At 41.8% G+C, this 22,645-nt stretch carries 17 protein-coding genes; 4 read left to right on the forward strand and 13 right to left on the reverse strand.

What is annotated here, in order from left to right; all coding sequences use genetic code 11:
• The first annotated feature begins 42 nt into the window (after window positions 1-42).
• The 4 genes from DIU38_RS24330 (at window position 43) to DIU38_RS24345 (ending at window position 4,246) form a co-directional block, all read left to right on the forward strand.
• Window positions 43-723, forward strand: coding sequence for a response regulator transcription factor (locus tag DIU38_RS24330; protein ID WP_112653409.1), 681 nt, complete (start codon window positions 43-45; stop codon window positions 721-723).
• Entirely contained in the window at window positions 720-2,099 is a 1,380-nt protein-coding gene (locus tag DIU38_RS24335) for a HAMP domain-containing protein (RefSeq protein ID WP_112653410.1), read from the forward strand. The genes DIU38_RS24330 and DIU38_RS24335 overlap by 4 nt, the downstream gene beginning before the upstream one ends.
• A gap of 229 nt (window positions 2,100-2,328) precedes the next feature.
• On the forward strand, window positions 2,329-3,558 hold the full coding sequence (locus tag DIU38_RS24340; protein WP_112653411.1) for a cation:proton antiporter: 1,230 nt from the start codon (window positions 2,329-2,331) through the stop codon (window positions 3,556-3,558).
• Between the two features lie 238 nt (window positions 3,559-3,796).
• Window positions 3,797-4,246 (forward strand): DoxX family protein, encoded by a 450-nt coding sequence (locus DIU38_RS24345; RefSeq protein ID WP_112653412.1) that lies wholly within the window; start codon window positions 3,797-3,799, stop codon window positions 4,244-4,246.
• A gap of 576 nt (window positions 4,247-4,822) precedes the next feature.
• Here DIU38_RS24345 and DIU38_RS24350 read toward each other — a convergent pair.
• The 13 genes from DIU38_RS24350 to DIU38_RS24410 form a co-directional block, all read right to left on the reverse strand.
• Complete coding sequence (locus tag DIU38_RS24350; protein WP_167516268.1) at window positions 4,823-5,248, reverse strand: helix-turn-helix domain-containing protein; 426 nt, start codon at window positions 5,246-5,248, stop codon at window positions 4,823-4,825.
• Window positions 5,249-5,577: 329 nt separating this feature from the next.
• On the reverse strand, window positions 5,578-7,056 hold the full coding sequence (locus DIU38_RS24355) for a SusD/RagB family nutrient-binding outer membrane lipoprotein (RefSeq protein WP_167516269.1): 1,479 nt from the start codon (window positions 7,054-7,056) through the stop codon (window positions 5,578-5,580).
• Window positions 7,057-7,077: 21 nt separating this feature from the next.
• On the reverse strand, window positions 7,078-9,804 hold the full coding sequence (locus DIU38_RS24360; protein WP_149354167.1) for a SusC/RagA family TonB-linked outer membrane protein: 2,727 nt from the start codon (window positions 9,802-9,804) through the stop codon (window positions 7,078-7,080).
• 112 nt (window positions 9,805-9,916) lie between these two features.
• Window positions 9,917-10,309 (reverse strand): carboxypeptidase-like regulatory domain-containing protein, encoded by a 393-nt coding sequence (locus DIU38_RS24365; RefSeq protein WP_149354168.1) that lies wholly within the window; start codon window positions 10,307-10,309, stop codon window positions 9,917-9,919.
• A gap of 1,225 nt (window positions 10,310-11,534) precedes the next feature.
• Window positions 11,535-12,119, reverse strand: a complete 585-nt coding sequence (locus DIU38_RS24370; protein WP_112653416.1) for an HD domain-containing protein — start codon at window positions 12,117-12,119, stop codon at window positions 11,535-11,537.
• A 303-nt stretch (window positions 12,120-12,422) separates the two neighbouring features.
• Window positions 12,423-12,812 carry a YidH family protein gene (locus DIU38_RS24375; RefSeq protein ID WP_112653417.1) on the reverse strand — a complete coding sequence of 130 codons (390 nt, stop codon included), beginning with the start codon at window positions 12,810-12,812 and terminating at the stop codon, window positions 12,423-12,425.
• A gap of 35 nt (window positions 12,813-12,847) precedes the next feature.
• On the reverse strand, window positions 12,848-14,710 hold the full coding sequence (locus DIU38_RS24380; protein ID WP_167516270.1) for a PAS domain-containing sensor histidine kinase: 1,863 nt from the start codon (window positions 14,708-14,710) through the stop codon (window positions 12,848-12,850).
• Between the two features lie 444 nt (window positions 14,711-15,154).
• Entirely contained in the window at window positions 15,155-16,369 is a 1,215-nt protein-coding gene (locus tag DIU38_RS24385) for a prolipoprotein diacylglyceryl transferase (RefSeq protein WP_112653419.1), read from the reverse strand.
• Between the two features lies 1 nt (window position 16,370).
• Complete coding sequence (locus tag DIU38_RS24390; protein WP_112653420.1) at window positions 16,371-16,796, reverse strand: MarR family winged helix-turn-helix transcriptional regulator; 426 nt, start codon at window positions 16,794-16,796, stop codon at window positions 16,371-16,373.
• An 84-nt stretch (window positions 16,797-16,880) separates the two neighbouring features.
• The gene (locus DIU38_RS24395; protein ID WP_112653421.1) at window positions 16,881-17,252 is read right to left on the reverse strand and encodes a hypothetical protein; all 372 of its coding nucleotides are present in this window, start codon (window positions 17,250-17,252) and stop codon (window positions 16,881-16,883) included.
• A gap of 86 nt (window positions 17,253-17,338) precedes the next feature.
• Window positions 17,339-17,950, reverse strand: coding sequence for a hypothetical protein (locus DIU38_RS24400; protein WP_112653422.1), 612 nt, complete (start codon window positions 17,948-17,950; stop codon window positions 17,339-17,341).
• Window positions 17,951-18,290: 340 nt separating this feature from the next.
• A complete protein-coding gene (locus tag DIU38_RS24405; RefSeq protein WP_112653423.1) occupies window positions 18,291-19,379 on the reverse strand; it encodes an efflux RND transporter periplasmic adaptor subunit in 1,089 nt (362 codons plus the stop codon).
• An 8-nt stretch (window positions 19,380-19,387) separates the two neighbouring features.
• On the reverse strand, window positions 19,388-22,645 hold the full coding sequence (locus DIU38_RS24410; protein ID WP_112653424.1) for an efflux RND transporter permease subunit: 3,258 nt from the start codon (window positions 22,643-22,645) through the stop codon (window positions 19,388-19,390).

Here is a 22,645-nt window from a genome sequence, read left to right on the forward strand (position 1 = left end):
CTGTGTTATGGTTTTTATTTTACACCTATCTCTTCATTATACATGATATTCAAAATTCTGCTATTAGAAGACGATTACAAAATGTCCAACGAGATTAAGATCTTCCTGGACAGCCGGGGTCTTTTTTGTGATATTGTTTATGATGGCACCTTATTCTTTAAGCATCTCCAGCTTGAAAACTATGAGCTCTATATTTTGGACGTCAACGTTCCTTCTCTTAATGGTATCGAAGTGTGTAAAAAGATCCGGTTAACGGATAAAATCAAGCCGATATTGATGTTAACGGCTTATAGCGACGTGGAAAACAAGATCATTGCATTTGAGTCAGGCGCGGATGATTATCTCGTAAAGCCATTTCATTTGGAAGAATTATATGCACGCGTTAATGCCCTCCTACGAAGGAGCTATCATACGGACGACGATAGCAGGCAAATTCTGTCTGTTGACGACCTGATGATCTATACAGGTGAGATGAAGGTAACCAGGGCTGGCAAGGAAATCAACCTGACTCCTAAGGAATATAAACTGATCGAATTGTTGGCTTTGGAGGATGGTAAACCGGTTTCTAAACAAACCATTGCTGCTAAAGTTTGGGATATTAATTTTGAAACTGGGACGAATACGATAGAGGTGTACATTAATTATTTAAGAAACAAAATAGACAAGGGGTTCAGAAGGCCCCTGGTTCATACCCGTGCAGGGTTTGGTTATTATCTCAAATGAATTTAAAACAACGGTTTTCCTTTATTTTCAGTTGCCTCTTTTCGGTGCTATTAGCGACTGTTACATTAACGGTCTACGTGCTTTTTGCCCATTTCAGACAGGATGAGTTTGCTGCGCTGATGACCGAAAAAGCCCAAACGACAGCCAAACTGCTTATCGAAGTAAAAGAGATTGATTATAAAATGCAGAAGATCATTGATAGTAACAGTATCAATAAACTCTATAATGAAAATACCCAGATCTATAACGAAGACTATAAACTAATCTACAACAGCAACGATACGTTAACCGTAAATTTAACAAAGGCAGACCTTAATCAAATAAAAACGAAGCACAGGATATTTAAAAAGACTGATCCGTATGATATCCTCGGGCTGTATTATACCTATGACCACAAACACTATTACGTAGTCGTCTCTGCAGAAGACACTTATGACAACAGCAAGCTCAATTACCTAAAATACCTGCTGTTAGGAGCTTTCATTATCGGAACTACTACTGTGTGGGTCTTATCATTCCGCCTAAGTAAAAGAGCCCTAAAACCACTCGATAATTTTAGGCAAAAGATACAGGAAATAACGGATAGCAATTTAAAGATCAGGCTCTCTGAGGCTAAGCGGGAAGATGAAATCAATGCGTTGGCCAATTCCTTTAATCAGATGATGGACCGCATTGACAATGCCTACGACAGACAAAAAGAGTTTACGGGCAATGCCTCGCATGAATTACGTACTCCTGTCGCGCGGATTGCTGCACAGATAGAAAATTTACTTCACAGAAATGGGTTGGATGCAGATACCAGAGCTAATCTTGCCAGTGTTTTTGATGATACCTTCCAGCTTTCGGAAATTATCAGCTCACTTGTTGCTATTGCTGATATCAATAGCCGTGAACACCATTCTTCTTTTGCAAAATTAAGGCTTGATGAACTGATTTATAGTACGGTTGCGGATTTGTCTAAAATATATCCTGATTTTAAATTAAAGTTTGAGATTGAAAATAACACTGGAAACGAGACAGATTTGGAGATATCTGGAGACGAGACTTTATTAAAAATTGCCCTGATAAACTTGTTTAAAAACGCATATCTCTATTCTGATGACCATTCTCTGGAATGCTTGATCAGGCAGGAGAATAAGGAAATAGAACTTTTGATAACTAATAGCGGTGAACCTCCGCTGGTTGAAGACACAGCAACACTGTTTACCACTTTTTATAGGGGAAGCAACGTCAAATACATTGCCGGAAGCGGAATTGGCTTAGGCATCGTCAAGCGGGTACTGGAATATCACCGTTCTACTATCAATTATCAAATTATCGATAAAAATACCAATCAGGTACAGGTGATCTTTCCACTGCGGAATAGCAATAGTTGAAACAAATTAAATTGATCTTGTTATAATGCATGCTATTTCTTCCGACTTGTTAACCAGCAACATTAAGTATTTTTCAAAGCAGATTAAATGGTTCCGTTAAGCTTATTGGTCGAAAAAGAGCATAAATCTTTATTGATTTTATAGCCGCTCCAATCATTTAACAATTCTAACATTTTAAAAATGCAGTAGCTTAACTTAGCCGCTGTAAAACAGATAAGACAAGTAACTAATGAACATTAATGAGATTTTAACCATTACCATAGTACTGGCGGCGATATTTTCCTACGTTAACCATCGACTAATAAAATGGCCATCCACGATAGGGATAATGATTCTTTCATTAATATCGTCAATTTTACTGGCAACATTTGGTAACTCGCATTCACTTCTTTCAAAAAAGGCAATCCAACTGGTTACCTCAATTGACTTTCAGGATGTACTTATGAATTTCATGTTGAGCTTTCTGTTATTTGCCGGTGCAATACATATTGATGCGGGCAAGTTAAAAAAGGAGCGCTGGCCTATAATAATCCTAGCAACAGGCGGCGTTTTATTATCAACTTTTATCATCGGTGGCTTAGTTTGGTATCTTTTTCAGCTCTTTCATTTTCCGATTCCCTTCATTTATTGTTTGCTATTTGGCTCCCTGATATCTCCTACAGATCCAATTGCCGTATTGGGAATTCTTAAAGAGGCCAAGATTCCTTCTTCTCTTGAACTGAAGATATCCGGTGAATCACTTTTTAACGACGGGGTTGCGGTAGTTATATTTATTAGTATCGTGCAGGTCGCCAGAGTTGGAGATTTTTCTGTTATAGAAATAAGTAAACTTTTTTTGCAGGAAGCGATCGGGGGTTTAATTTTTGGCACTATTCTCGGCTATGCCGGTTTTTGGGCTTTGCGTTCCATTGACGATTATAAAGTAGAGGTTTTGATTTCCCTTGCCATCGTGATGGGCGGTTATTATGTTGCCGGACATTTACATATTTCCGGTCCATTAGCAATGGTGGTCGCTGGTATCATCACGGGAAACAAAGCCAGGAGCGAAGGAATGTCTGATCTCACAAGAGATTATTTAGGTAAGTTTTGGGAACTGATCGATGAAATTCTGAATGCTATTTTATTTTTATTGATCGGCCTTGAAATGCTGATTATTAAAGTAAACACCACCGTACTGATCATTGGTGTTATCTCTATATTCATCGCGCTGCTTGCGCGTTGGATATCCGTCATTATACCCATATCATTTATGCGATATAAAATACATTTTGAAAAAAACGCTGTGGCGATCCTGACATGGGGCGGTTTACGAGGTGGAATTTCTGTTGCACTTGCGCTTTCATTAGGCTCTGATATGTACCGGGACACCTTTGTGCTGGTCACCTATATAATAGTGGTGTTTTCGATATTGGTACAGGGCTTGACAATTGGCAAACTGGCCAAAAGATTGCTGGCTTAATAAACTTCTTCCAATTCGAACGTAATATCATTCTTAAAAAATATTATCGGGTAAAAGTCGCGTCGTAAGTTCCCATAGGTAGTAATAATTTAAAAAACAAGCAGACTTTAATATAGCTCGGAGTTTAAGTATAACAGAAAACATGCCTGCATTGAACACCCAAATGTATTTTCATAGCATAATATATATAACAATTAGTTAAATAAATACGTTTATATAGTAACCAATTCATAAACGTATGAAAACGCTCTTGCAAATTAAAATTTGGGGGGATCATCATCACCCTAAATGGATCGACTATTTAAGGATTGCCCTTGGCATGATACTCATCTGGAAGGGAATCGCATTCATTTTAAATCTCGATGTATTGGATCAGTACCTGCGGGAAACAGGAATCGCTGAAAAATTAGGCCTGTCAATCTCCATTACGATCCTGGCGCACCTGATCATCATATTGCACCTTATCGGCGGTGTGTGCATTGCTGTAGGTCTTCGGACCCGCTTGTTTTGCCTCTTTAACCTGCCAGCGCTATTGGGTGCTGTCGTTCTGGTTAACCTGCGGCAGAATATCTTTAGGCCCTATTCTGAATTCTGGCTATCGTTAATTGTACTCCTGGGAATCATCTGTTTTTTGGTGATCGGCAATGGCGTAATTGCAGTCGAAGAGCAGGAAGAAGAAATGGTATAGATAAATAATTCACCGGCAAGTGTAAGCCTTTTATCAATCAATTACATGCGTCCGTACTACAGAAGATAATCAATCAAGATGGGTATGGTATTAATCGGGTCTGTGCTTTTGTAGAAAAAAACAGTATAGACCCGATTCTTTCATTTTCGTCCCATCAAGGAGTCGAATAGCCGCTAAACAGCCTGATCATTTTGCATGCTTATCAAAATTTTGCTTGATTAACATCTTTTTTGTGCCACTTCTACAGAATAACCCGGAGCAGTTCAATGATCAGCAAGTTATAATGGACAAATTGTGAAATATATTAAAAAAATTTCCTGAGATTTAGCAATACAAAACAACTGATAATGAGTTAATTTTGTATTTAAATAATGGATTTTATTATAATTTTGATTGTGTTGGTATTGGACTTTGCCCTTGTAATAGGGGCAGTTCATCTGTTGCCCAAAAATCCCGATCATTAAAAAAAAGCTGCACTAAATTCATGATTACATTTCTTAAAACAGAAGAAAAAAAGTTAAATCAAACTGATGTTGAAGTCGTCTCAGCACGGGTATTATTTTAAACACAAACAGCCTACAGATTTTTTCGCGGCGACAAATAATCCAACTTTTCCCTGGCACTAACCAGGACAGACTCACCGTAACCGCTTTCATCCATAATTTCAGCCAGCTGATAACTGTAATATTCCTTTTTAAGATCCTGATAATTTAAATAAAGCGCTTTGGACAAGGCTTTTAATTTATGGAGTTTAATAGACTTCTTACCACACTCAATCCTGCTTAATTGCCCCCTATCTATCCTGATTTTTTTGGCAAAGCTTTCCTGGGTAATATGAAGTTCCTCCCGGTGCTTTTTAATAAAAGCTCCGAAATGAGGGTAACCGGGTAGCGGTTTATCATCATTTACAGATGGTGTATATGCTTGAATGTAATAATCTACGCTTTCAGGTTGAGGAACCAAAACACACTTTCCAAAAAAAGAAAGAAACTCCGTGATCATTTGTGTAAACCAATTTTGATCAATATTATAAGTGACATGGCCTTTGCTCCCTTCCATCCGTAAGACCCGAGTGACCTCAGTTCACTAAGATGCTTGTTGATAGTTTCTCTAGCGAAGTCGGCCACATAAAGCTCATCTCGGTTTATTGCAAAACCGTTTTCAATGATCAGCCTGATAATCTGTACTCTTACGGGTAGGGCCAGCGCCTGGCAAAAGCGGAAAAACTACTGTCTTTTTCGTTGATATTTGCTTTTCTATCGTTCATTTCAAGAGTTAGATAAGGCACTTCAAATGAATTGAAGTGCCTGTTAAACCTTATTAGATTAAATTTACTTTTCCCACCATGCTTTATAAGAGGTGCTTTCCGTTCCCCCCTGTACCTGGAGCTCCGCTTTATAATTCACGGCGTTGATCGTTTGCTCATCAGGCGGGTATAGGAACCGTGTAGAGATTTTACCGCCATTCAGGTTGGCAGAGGCCGCATCGAATGCCGGAATGCCCGTTCTCCGGTATTCAATCCAACCTTCGAAACCGACATCGAAATTGCCCACCCATTTTTGGGTAATAATCTGATTCAGCGCATTAGCAGGATTATATACCACGCTGGGATTAGAGAGATAAGCCGCGGTGCTGACCGCATCAATTCCGTAGTCAGCGTATGCACCCGTAATACCGTTAACATAATAAGTTGCCGCGCTTCCTGTAGTTATTAAACCCTTTAGACTGGCTTCTGCCAGAATAAACTCCACTTCCTGGTAGGTAATAACCCTGGCTTTTAAAACCGGAGAAGACGGACTGCTTAAAAATATAGAAGAGTTAAACCCGGAAGCACTATTCACCTGTGCGGTATTTGCATCGGAAACTATGGGCATACCACCATAATAGCTGAAATTGAAACCGGTAGCATTTTGGTTGGTTACATTTTTAGCGAATAAAAGTGTTAAACGCTGCTGATCCCCGGTATTCACAAAAAAATTGTAAAGCAAGGTATTGAGGTATTTAATACTGTAATCCCCTGACCTTTCTGTGATACTTGGAAACGCGTAAGGCACCGACGATGGTAAGGTCAGTTCAGCACTTTCAGATGCACTTTGAAAAATAGTACCATCGCTCACAATTTTCTGCATTTCAGCTGCTGCCGAGCTGAGTTTTGAAGAGGCCCTTAATAAATATCTTAAACGCAAGGCATTACAGAATTTCCTCCATTTGGTGATATCTCCAGCATAAATTAAATCACCGGTTATGGCGGTAACACTGCTTTTTAACAAACTATCTGCAGCTCTTAATGAGGGCAATACACCCAAGGCAGGATCAGTATAAACGGTTTGCTGACCATCATATGAGGCCGCAAAATTCCCGTTCTGTCCCTGCAAGGCATTTTTAAATGGAATATCACCCCAAAGGTCGGTGAGCTGCGCGAAGGAATAGGAACGTAAAATCAGACCAACAGCCTGCATTGCAGTATTGCCATTCGCTTTGGAATCAGTGATAACCTGGTTAGCATCCCTCGCATCGGTATACAACACCTGCCAGTAAGGCTGGTTGGAAGCGGGAATATAACGGGCCAGCGTATTATAATAGCTTTGGCTGAAAGTGGCGTACTGGCTCATTCCGTTACCTAAGGTCCAGGCATTATAAGCCGAGTTAAAAAAACTGTTTACCTCTATATTACCGACCAGCGACGGATCATTGGCCACCTCCAGGGTATTAGGGTTTTTATTTAGTTTTTGAAATTCTTTTTTACAGGAGGTCATGCCTATTGCTAAAAGAACAATAAAGGTTAAAGGATATTTAATTATTTTTTTCATGATTTGATCTCCTTGATTCATTTAAAAGCTAAAGTTGACATTGAAGCCGAAACTGCGGGTGCTCGGATAACTGAGGAATTCAATGCCCGGCAGGATCTTATTTCCGCGCAACGCAAGGTTTTCAGGATCTACATCCTTATTTTGAGTAAACAACAATAAGTTGCGGCCTACCAATGATGCATTCAAACTGGCGGGTGACTGTTTTCCTAAGATATGCTTGAAGGTGTAACCCAGCTTTACCTCACGTAGTTTAAGGTAAGTAGCACTGTAAATAAACTCTTCATTATTATTAGGGTTATATATACCGTTCAGGTAATAGTTTGCAGCGGTCACCTTAACTGTATTAGGGGAGTAAGTTCCATTCGCATTAAGCATCACCCCCTGACCAACAATTCCATCTGTACGGCCGGGAAGGGTAAGCGGAGACATGCCGCCTTGTAACAGTCCCAGTTCTGTGTAGGAGTAATAACTGCCTCCCTGGCGCCAATCCCAGGTCATTCCGAAATTGAAGTTTTTGTAGGAAAAGTTATTATACCATCCCAAAATGAAATCCGGGTTATAATTACCCAACACCTTTCGGTCGGTCTCATCAGAAGTGACCGGTAAGCCATTCTGGTAGATGATCTGCCCGTCAGGAGCCCGCTTAAAGTACCTGCCGTAGATATTGCCAAAACGTTCTCCAACAACTGCATTGTATTGAATGGAACGATAGTAACGATCATATTGGGTTACATCCGCATATTTATAACTGCTTAAACCGTCGGGTAATCCCGTAACGGTTGATACATCATGGCTGAAATTAAAAGTCATAGTCCAGTTCAGGCCATTTTCCGATCTTAAAGGAGCGGCGTTTAAAACCAATTCAATTCCCTTGTCGCGTATTTTACCCCCATTAACAAAAGCCGCGGAATAACCAGATGAAATAGGTACAGGAACCTGTACGATCTCGTCTTTAGTGTTGGAAATGTAATAAGTCGCATCCAGACCGATCCTGTCTTTTAAAAAGCGGATCTCAAAGCCGCCTTCGTACGAATCAGTTGTCGACGGTTTTAAATTACTATTGGCCAACGTATTGGTAATGGTAGTTAAAGGAGTACTGTTAAATGGTGTAATGGTGGTAAACGTGTTGTTAATCGAATAAGGATCAGCATCGTGTCCTACCTGGGCACCTGACAGTCTTATCTTGAAAAATGAAACGGGCTCGGGCATCTTAAATATATCGGAAACGATCGCGCTTAACGATGCCGAAGGATAGAAGTAAGAATTCCTGTTCGTTGGTAAAGTGCTCGACCAGTCATTCCGGCCGGTCACGTTTAAATAGACCAATCCCTTATAATCGATATCACCAAAACCGTACAAACTGTAAGTAGCCCTTTCCTGTCTAATATATTCAGGGGGCAATAAGGTTAAAGCGTTGCTGAAATTATACAAGTCCGGTGCGATCAGCGAGTTGGCAATGTTACGGACATAGTTGATGCTCTGCTTGAACCTGTTGCCGCCGCCTGCAACATTCACATGGAATTCACCGGTATTTTTAGGCTTATAATTTAAAAGGAAATCCGTATTGTTCTCTACATAGGTTACATTATCCGTTCTGAAACCGCCATTGGGGAACCTTACTGTTCCGAAAACCCGCTCCCCCTGCCTGTCATCCGTATACGTATCGATCCCGGTGCGAACAAAAGCGCTCAGTTCCGGTGTAAACTGGTAATTTAACTGCGCGTTGCCGATGATACGGTTCTTTTTAAAACTATTGGTATTGTCGTTTACCGTCAAGTATGGGTTATCATGGTTATTCCAATAGCGAAACTGTGTTTGATCTGTCTGACCAGCAGCCCATAATTTTTTAAGGGATTCGATATTGACATTGAGTGGCATTCCGTATACCCCGTGAAACGTATACATGACGTTCTCTGAACCGTAGCCAATATTCGGACGGTTGTCGCTTGAGCTATTGATATAGTTAACATAAATACTGGAGCTCAATTTATCAGTATACTTGTTTTCAGCGCGGAAAGAAAACATATTCCTCATCAGGTCAATGTTCCCGACATTACCATGGTTATACAGGTTGCCAACGGAAAAGCGATAATTATTCCGGTCATCTCCGGTCGCGAAGGAAATATTATTTTGTGTGGTTACGCCGACACCAAAAAACTTATTCAGGTTATCCGTATGCGCTACCCATGGAGTTGGCGTAGGTAATGTTCCGGCAGGCAATGTTTTGACCGCATTAAGATCCGCCGCCATGTACGGACCTTGCGGGCTGTCAAACTGCACTACGAGGTAGTTCGGGTCAAATGCACGGCCAAAATTGGGAATATTATTTTCAGTCGAGCCGCCACCATTGACATATTTATAATCGACGCTGCCATTTCCTGCGCCATATTGGTTCTGCAATTCCGGAAATCTCATCACCGTTTCTACGGTAGTTTGCGAATTAAAGGTCACGCCCACCAAACCGTCTTTGGATCTGCCTTTTTTTGTTGTGATGACAATCGCACCGTTAGAGGCCCTGGCTCCGTATAAAGCGGCAGCGGCGGGCCCCTTTAATACCGTCATTTTTTCAACATCATTTGGGTTGAGCTCCGATGCTCCGTTTCCCCAGTCCACTTCGGCCCATGTTCCTTGGTTGGAAGAGTTGTTGACGGCATCATTAAAATAGGTATCATTGCTGATCGGCACCCCATCAACCACGAACAAAGGTTGATTGGTGCCGGAAAAGGAGTTTTCCCCGCGGATGACAATCCTTGAAGTAGACCCTACCCGGCAGAACCATTAGTAATCTGAACGCCCGCCACTTTTCCCTGCAGATCATTCACTAAATTGGGGTCAGGGACACTGGCGATCTGATTAGCGGTCAAGGTTTGTACCGAATATCCAGCGCCTTACTTTGTTTTGAAATACCCAGGGCTGTAACCACTACTGTATTTAAAGTTTTAGCGTCGGGAGTCAATAAAACAGGGCCATGGATCATCGCAACCGGTACCTCTTTGGTCAGGTAGCCGATATAACTGATCACAAGCGTTGCTTCAGGCGAGGCATTCAGTTTAAAAATGCCCGAAGCATCTGTAACGGCTCCTTTGTTGATGCCTTTGATCCTCACATTGGCACCAATAACCGCTGTTCGGTCAGCGGCATCAATAACTTTGCCTGTGATTGTCTGGGTTTGCTGGGCAAACACAGTTGTCCCAGTGACGAGGCAAAACGTCAAAAGGAAAGCAATTTTAAAATAGTAGAAAATTGGTCTCATACAAAACTGTTTATGGGTAAAAAAATGAAAATAAAAAGCCAGTTCGCTTCTGATAAGAGCACGACGCAGTAACAAAATCCGGAAAACGAGGGTGTGCAAAGCTATAGCTGTACGTAAATACAGTTAGCTCAGATAAATATCAGAAAGCAGAATGTTCTCAGATACGGAAATTCCCGAGAGAGAGGATCAGATTGGGAGAATAAAGACGTTTAAAGTAGACGATAAACGGTAAATAATATTCTTTTCTATTATTAAAGCCAATAAACAGACAGCTTAAAACCACAACGGCGACAAATGACAGAATTATTTTATTATCGTGAGCAATTACACGCGGCCTGGTAGGGAACTTTCCGGTATCGGCATGTTTAAAAGCCCTGTTTTGACGTTTTGCCACATGCAAGGTGTTATGACTGCTGTGACCGAATATAAAAAGGGAGTTGGTTCTCTGGCAACGGGTCACATAACAGCATGAAAAGACAAAGTATATCAGGGAAATAAACAAAACTGAAAATTTGCCGGTGATATATTTTAAGGACATGTGATTAATGATCGAAGGTTTCAGCACCTATATTGATCACAAACCTATATTATTATTATTTACAAATTAAGATGCTAATGTTATCAAAATATTAACTGTTCATTTTTTTTGCACAAAACTTTTGTTATTGGCAGAATTTGACGCCCTTAAGTTTTTTATCACGCTGTTTTTTCCAGTAATAATTCCAGGTAGCAATGGCTGCTCATTCTAACTCAAATGATGACGTTACAACCAATGGCCCATACAGGAAAATTTATTCTCGAATGATCTGCGTGATATCCGCATAATATAACACCAAAGAGATACACCTGGATCGGACTTAAAGCAGTCCCGTATTGGAAGGCTATGATTATGGCTTTGCCTATTTGTTTTCCTAGTCTATATTCCTATATAACGTTGTTGGTTAACTTATCAAAATGTCTTGGTATTAGTCGGGGGGCTTTGCGAAAAGACATTTTGGTTAAATTTAAAAACACTTGTAGATTGTTCATGCTTTCCAACAAATCGAATCCACCTTTGTCGGACCGTACCATGTTTATATCGGGATATGAGTTGGATATGTCGATCCATTCAGTCCTGAAAAATATAGCTCTGCCCGTTTTGTATTAAATATCATAAAAGTCAATATGAGGTCTGCTGCGAACTGGCAGACATCTATTTTAAAAGCCGGAGTACGATTGCCTTTTCTTAGTTTACAGCAGCTAGTCTGGCTATATTAAGTTGCTTCTGTTTAGCCATCACCATTTGACCATAAGGTGTAAAATACCGGTGATTCTTCAAAAACGACAGATTGAATTTGTTCCATTCGGCGTCCGAGAATCTTTTATTAAGGAAATGTGCCCATTCCTGCCGCAGACGGCCTGCATAAAGATGATATTTCTTGTTGGCCAGATGGGCAAGGTCGGCGTCGCAAATCATTTCTGAAAGGAGCGTCTTTGGGTTCTGAGGCATGCGCGTTGCGTCGATCAGTTCCGCAACCACATCAATAAACCTCGGTTCGCAATTCAGTTGGTTCAAAAAATCCCTCGCGATCGCGATACTTTCAGTTTCATGATTTTTGTATTGTACGGTAACCCCCACATCATGAAACCATGCCGCTGTACGCAGCAACAGAATATCGTCCTTTGAAGCACCTGAATGCTTGCCGATGAGCGTAACGTTTTTTACAACTTCTTGTATATGTATCATATTATGAAAGCTCAGATGATCATTATTATATTCCCTGAACAGATCATTTACGTAAATTGATACCACGTTTTCAATGTCTTTCATCTTGTCAAATAGTAAAATTTGCTTGTTTAAGCTCTAATTCTGAAATAAATCTGATACTACTGGAGTTCACCGGTCATGATTTAGGCGGGTGTTTACTGCTCTCTCAACAGTATAAAAAAAGCATCTGCCCCTGCAATTCAATTATCTATTCAAAATCTGTCCATATGTTTGTTACAAAAGTTAAAAAAATTACATTTTGTAAGCCGTTATTGTCTAACGTAATTGACCTGACTCAATCTTGACTCCAGCTATCTGTTTCCTCATTTGTTGGCGGAGGTATTCGATAAGGCACTACAGGTTCTCTTATATACTCGGCAAAAGATAATAAATCAACATTACGCTCATGCCGATGATGGCTAAGGTCATCATGAGTAATAATGTATGAGACGGTTTGTAGTTCCGGTTCAATAACTGACGTTCAGTTTCCCTATACCTCAGGAAAGCCATGAGCGCCATCACTGCGCCGATCCCAACCAATATTATCCCAATGGATGCCGAGTAACCTTTTCCCGGTAAAATCACTTTACCGGCCAGCACAACCGAGATCTGCTTGATGAAAAGAGCAAATTTGACGACTACAAACCCGAAAGCCATTACCGCGATACTGGTACGGATCCAGGCTAAGAAGGTACGCTCGTTGGCCAGGTGGTCACCAGGGCTAACGGGATATTGATCTTGTTGTTGGCTATCCATATTTTAACTTTAATTTATGCTGAAATTTCAAATACTCATTTAGTCGATAGTGGTAAACTAAACCAAAATGTGGACCCTTCATTTTCCTTGCTGTTAAACCCGATATAGCCATTATGCTGCTTGATCACCTCAGCGGCAATGAATAATCCTAATCCAAGACCCGCGAAGTTCTGTGATGACCCATGTACACGAAAGAAACGATCAAAAATAAAAGGTTGTTGATCATCGGGAATACCGATCCCGAAATCTGTTACAGAGCACTTCAAAAACTTTTTATCGGCAATCACGCGCACAATGATCTTGGGCTTATTCGGAGAATATTTAACCGCATTGGAAAGCAGTTTACCAAGGACCTGTTCTATCCTAACCCGGTCAGCCGTAATTACCGCATCGGTTCCATTGTCTACCACTATATCGTAGTCAGGCACCTGTTGCTCTATTTGCTGGATGCATTCTTTTAAGGAATCAATGAAGACGTAGCTCGTTTTATTTAGCTGTATGTTCCCGGCCTGAATTCCGGTTACCTCCAGCAAATCATCCACAATATGGGTAAGTTTGTTAACTTGTCTATTAGCCAATGTGATCATCGGAAGTGCCTTCTCCCAGTGCATATTTTCCATATAACCTTGTTTATAAAGAATTTGGAGGGATGCCTTCATGCTGGTGATCGGTGTTTTCAATTCATGACTGGCTATACTCAGGAACTCATCCTTTTTCTCCATCAGTAAATTGGTGGCTAACTGCGCCATTTCCTGCTCCTGGATATCAGTCATGCTACCGATGTAACCTCCAAATTCAGGATTAAAAACGGGATGTGCATTATCCAACATCCACCGGTACTGGCCTGTACGTACATCGAGAAACCTGTATTTGGAATGGATCAGCAAGCGGGCGTTAAAAGCATCATTGAACTGCTGCAACGCATGGATACGATCATCCGGGTGAATATTATTCAGCCATTCATTTTTGTCGATAGCATCTTTTTCAACTCCTGTGTATGCCCGCCAGGTATCATTTACGAAAGTAGTTGTGCCATGCTCATCGGTTTGCCAGATCAGCAAGGAGTTGGAATTGGTCAGGGCTTTAAACTGCGCCTCGCTCTCCCGAAGCGCCTCTTCTGCACACTTTTGTTCATGGATATTCGTGCTCGAACCAACCCACATGGTAACACTTCCTGTTTCATCCTTACAAGCACAGACTCTGGTTAAATGCCATAAATAAGCTCCGTCGAATCTTTTAAACCTTTGTTCTATTTCAACGTCTTCTCCGTTTTTGAGGGCCTTTTCCCAGGTATCCATTGCCGGTTTCAGGTCATCGGGATGAAGAGCTCCCCAGATGAGTTGCCTGAGTTGTTCTAATTCGCTTGCGCCTGTATAGTCATACCAGCCTTTATTATAATAAGTTGCTTTCCCATCCGGACCTGATGTCCATATTTTGTGAGGAATAGCATCTGCTATGAGTGCGAACCGGTTTTGTTTTCTTAATAATTCGTTATTGGCTTTTATCAGTTCGGTGACGTCATGCGAGAAAGTAGCCACACCATCAACCCTGCCTTCCAGATCGAAAATAGGTTCTATGACCAAATCATACCAGGTGTCTGCGATTTCGCCTTTCCCCTGCAAGTCGTGCCTGATATGAAATGCCCGGGCTGAAAAGGGGTTACCTGTTTTGTAGACGTTTCTGAATAACGCAGGGTCAAAAGAAGAGTTCATCTTTTTCAGCGTATCGTCTATATTTTTTCCGATGATATCGGCCCTCGTAAGCCCGGTCTGATACAGCGCCGTATCATTAATGAATGTTAAGCTGAGTTCAGGTCCTCTTCTAATTAAAACGGAACCCGGAGCAGACATAAAAAGCCCCATGGCTTTTTCATCCTTATCGGAAGCACTATCTGCCATTTTATTAGCAGATCCTAATTTTATTCTTTCCTTGTTCAATAAAAAGCATTGAAAAAAAAGTATAAGAGACAAGACCCAACCGCATAAGGCTAAAAAAAACAGTCCAGAAGTGAAGTCAATGGAGGTCGCGTCATACCAGATCAGTAAAGTGACCAATATGCCCAAACACGCAAATGGAAAAATATATTTAACAGCATGCCTCGATAGCTCATCCGGGTTCCGAACAGCATCCCATTTTGATAAAATCTGTAATATATTTTTTCCTTTTTTTAAGGGAACCATTGGAATTATTATTTATAAAACCCTATCTGTAAACCACTTTATGCTTAATATACAATATAACCTGATTGTTTGATCGATAAGACGATTCTATCGTTTATCCCTGATTAAAAAATATGCACTCACTATACCTACCGATCTAATGGGCTAAAATGTCAGACCTTTTCAAGGGTCTGTTTTATGTTGTTTTTTATAAACCAATTTGAGCTCAGTCTCCCTTGTGGATTGACGGAGTTTCGACCTTAAGGTGATTAGCACGGTCCCGGTAAGCAATAAAGCAACGGATATCAACTCTGCCTGTGTAGGCCGAAAAAATCCCCATTGGTATCTGTTATTTACCCGGATCAATTCTACTAAAAAACGCTCCGCTCCATTCAGACAAAGGTATACGCCAAATAACATGCCGGCAGCCTTTAATCTTTTCCGGATAAGCCACAAAATGGCAAACAATAATGTACAGGCTGCGAATTCATATAAAGAGGTGGGATATACGCCATGCGATAATTCAAAGCAGTGCGGTCCACCACACCCCGGAATAGGAATGCCCTGATCGCTGACATTATGCGGATAGGTATAACTCCAGAGCCAGTCAGGCAAGCCATGAAATGGTTTAGGATATGGGTTTTCAATTCCCCAATCGCCGTCGCCGGCCATATGACAGCCGATCCGCCCGATACCATAACCGATCATTAAGGCAGGTGCCGCACTGTCGGCAAGGTGCCACCGGCCAATTCCTTTTTTGGTCGCATATATAAATATACCGAGGGCCGCGACGATTAGGCCCCCATAAAAAGTCAGGCCGCTGAAAGCAATAAAACTTTCGGGATGAGCCATATAGCTGCTCCAGTTTTCGAGAGCATCGAAAAACTTCGCACCTATCAAGCCGCCGATAGCTGCGATGCCAAGAATGGCATCTACGTGTTCATGCGGCCATATCTGTTTTTCCTGAATTATCGGCTTTTCGGGGTTATTTCTTGTTTGAATGATATATCGTATCACTAAAAAAGCCAAACCCGATACCACTAAAAGGATCCAATGCTGTTTTAAAACAAAATAAAGCAGCATTCCCAGGCTTTTAAAGGTATTGACCCAATTGGTCTTGTTGAAGCAAATATCTGCTAAAGCCATCAGTAATAATCCTATAGTACTACCGGCAGCAAAATTAACCGCGATGCTGATGAAACTAAACGAATTACCAATCCGGACCATTTCTTTACGAGGGCTTAGCAGGCCAGCCAGTTCCTTTCTTCTTAATTCTTTCCGTAAAATAAAGGAGGCTGTCAAAAAAGAAATGGCAACAAATAATCCAAAGGTTTGAATCGGAAGCAGGATATCCCATCCAAACAGGTCGTGCAGCAGGTCAGAAAAGGTTGGATACATATCAGGATGAAGTTTGATTTAGATTTTGTTCCATTTTTACCAATATGGCATGAAAGCAATCAAGCAGCTCCTTGTTCAATTCCTTATAAAGAACCGTATCAACTTTATCAATCGCGCTTCTAATGATCGGAACCAGCAAATTCCCATGTTCTGTTAAAAAAACAAAATGCTCCCTCCTGTCTCGGGGATTTATTTCGGTGAACACATATTCTTGCCTGGTCAGTTCATCTACCATAATCACCATTCGGGATTTGTCTACCTGAAGGTAATCTGCAAGCTCCTTTTGGGTGGCCGGGCTAGTTCTGGAGGCAAGGAACATTAGAATTTCAATAAAGTATTCCGACTGGAACACCGGCAATTCCCTGGCGATTGTTCGGGTATATAACCTGCTTAAGCGACGCAGATTTTTTGACAATAATAATTGCATAATGATGCTGTTAAAAAAGAATCTTAAAAATGATCGAATGTTCGAAATGAAAAGATATCAGCCGGTTGGGCGGACCTTTAATGATCAGATACGCAGGGAAGAAATAAATGGCCTGTATGCTGGAAAATAGAGGAAGTTAAACCAACTGAGGACAGGAGCTTTAGAAAAACGAAGATTTCCAAGGAACAGCATTAAAAACGCACCTGCATAAAATAAGATCAGGCTGTTAGCATTCTTTTTATCGTTTAAGACAGTTTTATCTGTTCTTTTGAGAAGCGCAAGTTTAGTGGCAAACCCATCGTCGATTTTTCGCTTAAAAATAGAATTGTAACCGCTTTTAGTTTTAGCGGAAATATGGGCATGTCGGGGGACAAAAAAGATATGCGTTATGACCACAAACAAATACACCACCAGGAGTAGCAAAGTATTTAACTGTTTTGAAGCATAACCTAACATATACAAATGTAGCAATTCTGCTTTTATTTAAAAAACGGATGTCCACCCCTAATACTAACTCTTATTATATAGCAAAAACAACAATATTATAACAATGATAACTTATCAGCAAATTCAGCCAGCTTTACAATTTGCTGAGGGTTGATATTCTCCAGGGATTCGATAACTAAAGTGCGGTTAACGATATTAATAATATAATTGTCCTTGTTAAAGTCCCTGACTATATTTCGGAAACCAGGAGTCATACAGGAATAGGCTTTGTCCTTATCATTGACGACTACATAAAACCGTTTATTGAAAGTTTTATCATCTTTAAACTTGAGTTCAACCGGAAGAATCAGATTGGTAACCTTATCAACCATGGACTTTTTCCTGATCAAAACCCGGCCGAAATCTTTTTCCATGGTTGCCAAAGCAATAGCGTGGTAGTCCTTGTAGCTGACAGAAGGATCACTCCAGCCCATCCTCCTCCCATATATCTTCACAAAAACCAGGTAAAAACCCCGCACGTTCGCATTCATTAGTAATATCCCAACGATGTTATCTATTAAATCCGGGGCAAATATTTCCATCCCTTTAATTTTGGAGCTCCATACAGGCTGGATTTTGAATTTTTCGCCAAGTAACTGGATTGTTTCTTTAAATAGCTTTATTTCATCATTACCAAAAATGCTGTCTTTGCTTGTTAAATTTCTCATAAAGGTTTCATCTTGAATAATAAAAAAGCCGCACTGTCTAATAAGCTTTATCCATTGTTACAGGGGGAGCGTTTAAACCAAAGAGATGAAAATGGTCAGCTAAATGTCAGGGGCATATAATAAACCGGCGCAGCGATAGACGATAACCTGATGGGATATCAATGTTTAAGTTTAGATAAGATATCGAATTGGCTAAGGATTAAAGCCGAAAGTTTATTCTATTGTAAGCTGATATGTTCCAGGACGTTAGTTTTAATCGATCAGAACAGTGAGATTGGAATCAAAGGTTTCAATTGATAAACAAGCTAAGCGGACAGTTGTCCGCTTAGCTTGTCAGCATTTAGTTTATTGCAGTGCCTTCCCGCAATTCATCACTTGCATTAATTACCACTTTATCATCAGGATGTATTTCTCCGAAAACCTCTACAAGAGAATCCAATGTGATCCCTTTTTTTACAGGAACCCAGTGCGCCTTTCCGTTCAAGGGGGTAATGACAAACTGTTTTTCCGTTGAACTTACCAGCGAAGAGGTAGGCACAAACATTGTTTTCCCATTTCGCTGAATTGGCAAGGTAACATCAACAAACAACCCGGCTTTTAATCTTCTATTATCGTTAGCAACATCAAACTCACTCATCATTGTCCTGGTGTCTGTCTGAATACTTTCCGAGATCCTGGACAATTTTGCGTTGAATATCTCACCGGGAAGTGACGAAACACCAAAGCTGACTTTGGCATTCTGATCAAGGGCCGAAGAATAAATTTCTGGGATGGCAATGGTTAGCCGGAGTTTACCGGTTTCCTCAATAATGAACAGGGGGTGCGTTTTTGAGGCTTCATCCGGGCCGACCAAATCTCCGATAGAGACATTCCTGTCTGTTACTGTACCTGAAAACGGCGCTTTAATGGTCAGGTAATCGAGCAATTTGTTTTTATTTTGCAGCAAGGACTGGGCTGCGGCCACCTGTGCACTGTCAGCCTTCATTTTTGCTTCCGCAAGGCTCAGTTCATTTAACGAAATGGCTCCTTTAGTTTGACTGGCCTGTTTTAACCTTTGGTAAGTCAGCCTGCTCGCGAGATACTGTGAGCGGTTGTTCGCTAATTTAGCTGCCGCTTCATCGGCATCGGCTTTCAGTTCAGGAGCATCCAGAACAGCCAATGTTTGTCCCGCTTGTACATGTGTACCCCGGTCGACATAAAGTTTCAGAATGAATCCTTTGGCTTTGGCATAAATCTGCGCGTCATAGTAAGGTAACAGTTCTCCGGGCAAAACAATATCTTTTTCCGGTTTCAGCAATTGTATACCGGCCGTTTCCACTTTAACGACATCACTTTCATGATTGGCAACTTTTACCTCTTTAGTATGGCATGCCGTCATGCTGATCAGCGCAAGGGCAACAAAACAATATTTAATATTTGAGAATTTCATGGCGTTTTTTAATTATGGGTAACTTGGTGTGACTGGTGATAAAATTTACTGTTTTCGTCTTCCGGATCTAATGAAACTGAATCCAGGCTGGTCTTTTTCTGTATCCAGCCGAACACATTCGGAAGCAATAACAGGGACGCTAAAGTTGACATAATAAGCCCACCGATCACAGCCTGACCGAGCGGAGCAACCTGTTCGCCGCTGGAAGCCATCGGAATCATCCCCGCGATCATGGCAAGACTTGTCATTAAGATCGGGCGGATACGGCTGTTAGCAGCCATCAACGCGGCCTTATTAGAATCCCTGGCGACAAGACGGACATTTTCCGCGTTCGTGATCATCAAAATCGCGTTCGCTACGGACACCCCAACGGACATGATCATCCCCATATACGACTGAAGGTTAAGCGTAGCCCCACACAGCAGCAACATGAGCAGCGATCCGACGATTACGGCCGGTACGGTAGATAAGATAGCCAGCGATAATTTAAAAGATTTGAAATTCGCGGTAAGCATTAAAAATATGACCACGATAGCCAGCACCAAACCGCTTTGCAAACTGCTCAGTGTTTCCTTCAATAAGGTTACCTGGCCTTTCGTTTTAACCGTAACGCCACGGGGAGGAGCCCCTGCATTCGCAATAGCCTGGTCAACCATGGTTCCCGCTGTTCCCAAATCTTTACCATAGATATTAGCAGTAATGGTCACCAGACGGTTAGATCCCTCACGATCTATTTCCCCGGGAATAAATGTCTGGCTGATATTGGCCACATCCGTCAATGCAGGCCTTGATTGGCCGGCCTTAAGCGGTATGTCTTCCAGGTCATTTTCTTTGGTCATCTGGTTTTCGGGTATCTGCACCTGTACCTGGTATCCTAAACCTGATTTGGGATCGAGCCAAAGGTTTTTATCTGTAAAACGGCTTGAAGAGGTGGCGGTGATCATGGATTTGGTCACATCGGTGGATGTAAGGCCCAATTGCCCTGCCAGCTCCCTGTTGATATGAATATTAAAGGCAGGATATTTAAGTGGTTGGGCGATCTGGATATCGCGAAGGAATGAGATTTTCTTTAACTCCCGGATGATATTTTGAGAAAAGCTGTAAGCCTGGTTCACATCCTTAGCACCGATAGAAATTTCAATAGGGGTTGTAGAGCCCTGGCTCATGATCTTTTCAGTAAGCTCAATGGGCTCAAAAGAAATTTTTAACTGGGGCTGTACCTTTGCCAGGACACTCCTGATCTTTTCTTTAAGTGGATCCAACTGTATTTTCGCGTTTTCATCAAGCGCTACCTGCAGTACCGCCTCATGGGGGCCACTGGTAAATGTAAATATCGAACTGATCGCGTAACTCGAGGGCATGCCACCAACATAGGCAGATGTGATTTCAATATTTTCAGAACCCACCAGCTTTTTGATCTGTGCGATCGCACCCAGCAAATCGTCCTCTGTGCGTTCTATGCGCGTACCGTCCGGCTCGCGTAGCCTGACCTGGAATTGGGCCGAATTTGTTTTAGGAAGAATATCGGTTCCGATAAAATGGAAACAAGCGATGATGATCAGGACTGCTACCAATAAATAACCGGTTACCAGCACCTTCTGTCTTTGCTGTAATTTGACTAACAAGTGATTATACCTGATCTTAAATTTGTCAAACCCACTGATTTTTTTACTCTTGTCATGCGCTTTTAACCTAGCTTCTTCGTCATGCAGCTCGCTGTCCTCATCCATCACCTTTTCAGTTTCCCTGTCGCCAAGAGCTAAGGTTGCGTGCTCATGCCCATGTACATGTGACTTAAGCATCCAGTTAGCCAGTACCGGCACAAAAGTCTGAGCCAGCAGGAAGGAAGCGATCATCGCGAACCCTACAGATAATGACAGCGGCAAAAACATGGATTTAGGGATGCCTTCCATGATAAAAGCCGGTGCGAAAACAGCGATGATACAAAGCAGGATCAGGAATTCAGGAAATACAATTTCCTTACAGGCTTCCCAGATCGCGACTGATTTAGGTTTACCCATTTCAAGGTGCTGGTGGATATTCTCTATGGTTACCGTAGCCTGGTCGACCAATACACCAATAGCGAGAGCCAGTCCGCTCAGCGTCATGATATTAATGGTTTGTCCCACCATATTGAGCAAAATAATGGCAGATAAAATCGACAGCGGGATCGTCAATACTACGATAATTACACTACGCCAGTCTCTCAGGAAAAGCAATACCATCAAGCCCGTGAGCAAGGCCCCCAGTCCTCCTTCTGTTGCCAGGTTCCTGATGGCCTGCACCACATATACCGATTGGTCAAACTCGTAAGAAATATGAATATCCTGGGGGATTGCTGCCTGAAGCCTTGGCATAGCCGCCTTGATATTATTTACAACATCCAATGTGGAAGCATCCGACTTTTTGATTACCGGAATGTAAACTGCTCTCTTACCGTTAACTTCCGCGTAACCTACAGTAACGTCGGCCGCATCTTCAACAGATGCGATGTCGCGGATATACACGGCAGGCCCGCTGCCAGTTTTCACCGGGATATCAAGAAATTCCTGCGGATTTTTGATCAGCGAGTTAACCGGGGTCATATAGGCAAACCTGCCAACCCGGATATTTCCGGCTGCTGACGGCTGGTTATTAGCAGCAATCGCCCGAACGACCTCTTCGGGCGTCAGGTTATGGCTCCTGAGCTGATCCGGATTTACTTTAACAACGATGGTCCTTTGATTCCCGCCAAAAGGAGGAGGCGATGAAACTCCCTGAATGGTTGAAAACATTGGCCTGATACGTGAAGCGGCAGCATCCTGCACCTCGTTAAGTGTTTTCGTCTGGCTCTGAAATACCAGTTCACCAATAGGCACCGAGGATGCGTCAAACCTAACCACCTGGGGCGGCAGGGTTCCGGCCGGCATCAAAGCTCTTGCGCGGTTGACCTGATTGGCCACCTCGGAAGATGCCTGGGCCATATTGGTTCCCGGATAGAAGGAAAGCTTTATTAGCGTTAAACCCTGTATACTTTTTAATTCAATATTCTTGATACCTGACACATATAAAAAGTTGTTCTGATACTGTGCCGCTACGAAACCATCCAGTTGGTCGGGCGCTAAACCTCCATAAGGTTCAGCCACATATATCGTGGGCAAGTCCAGTGCCGGAAAAATATCTACCGGGATCTTGGTAAGAGATATCCAGGAAAAGAAAACAATCGCCAACATTCCTACAACAACGGCAATAGGATTGCGAAGTGCTGACCTGATTATATTATTCAT

This window comes from Mucilaginibacter metallidurans (assembly GCF_003286435.2).
In the GTDB taxonomy this organism is placed as follows: Bacteria; Bacteroidota; Bacteroidia; order Sphingobacteriales; family Sphingobacteriaceae; genus Mucilaginibacter; species Mucilaginibacter gossypii.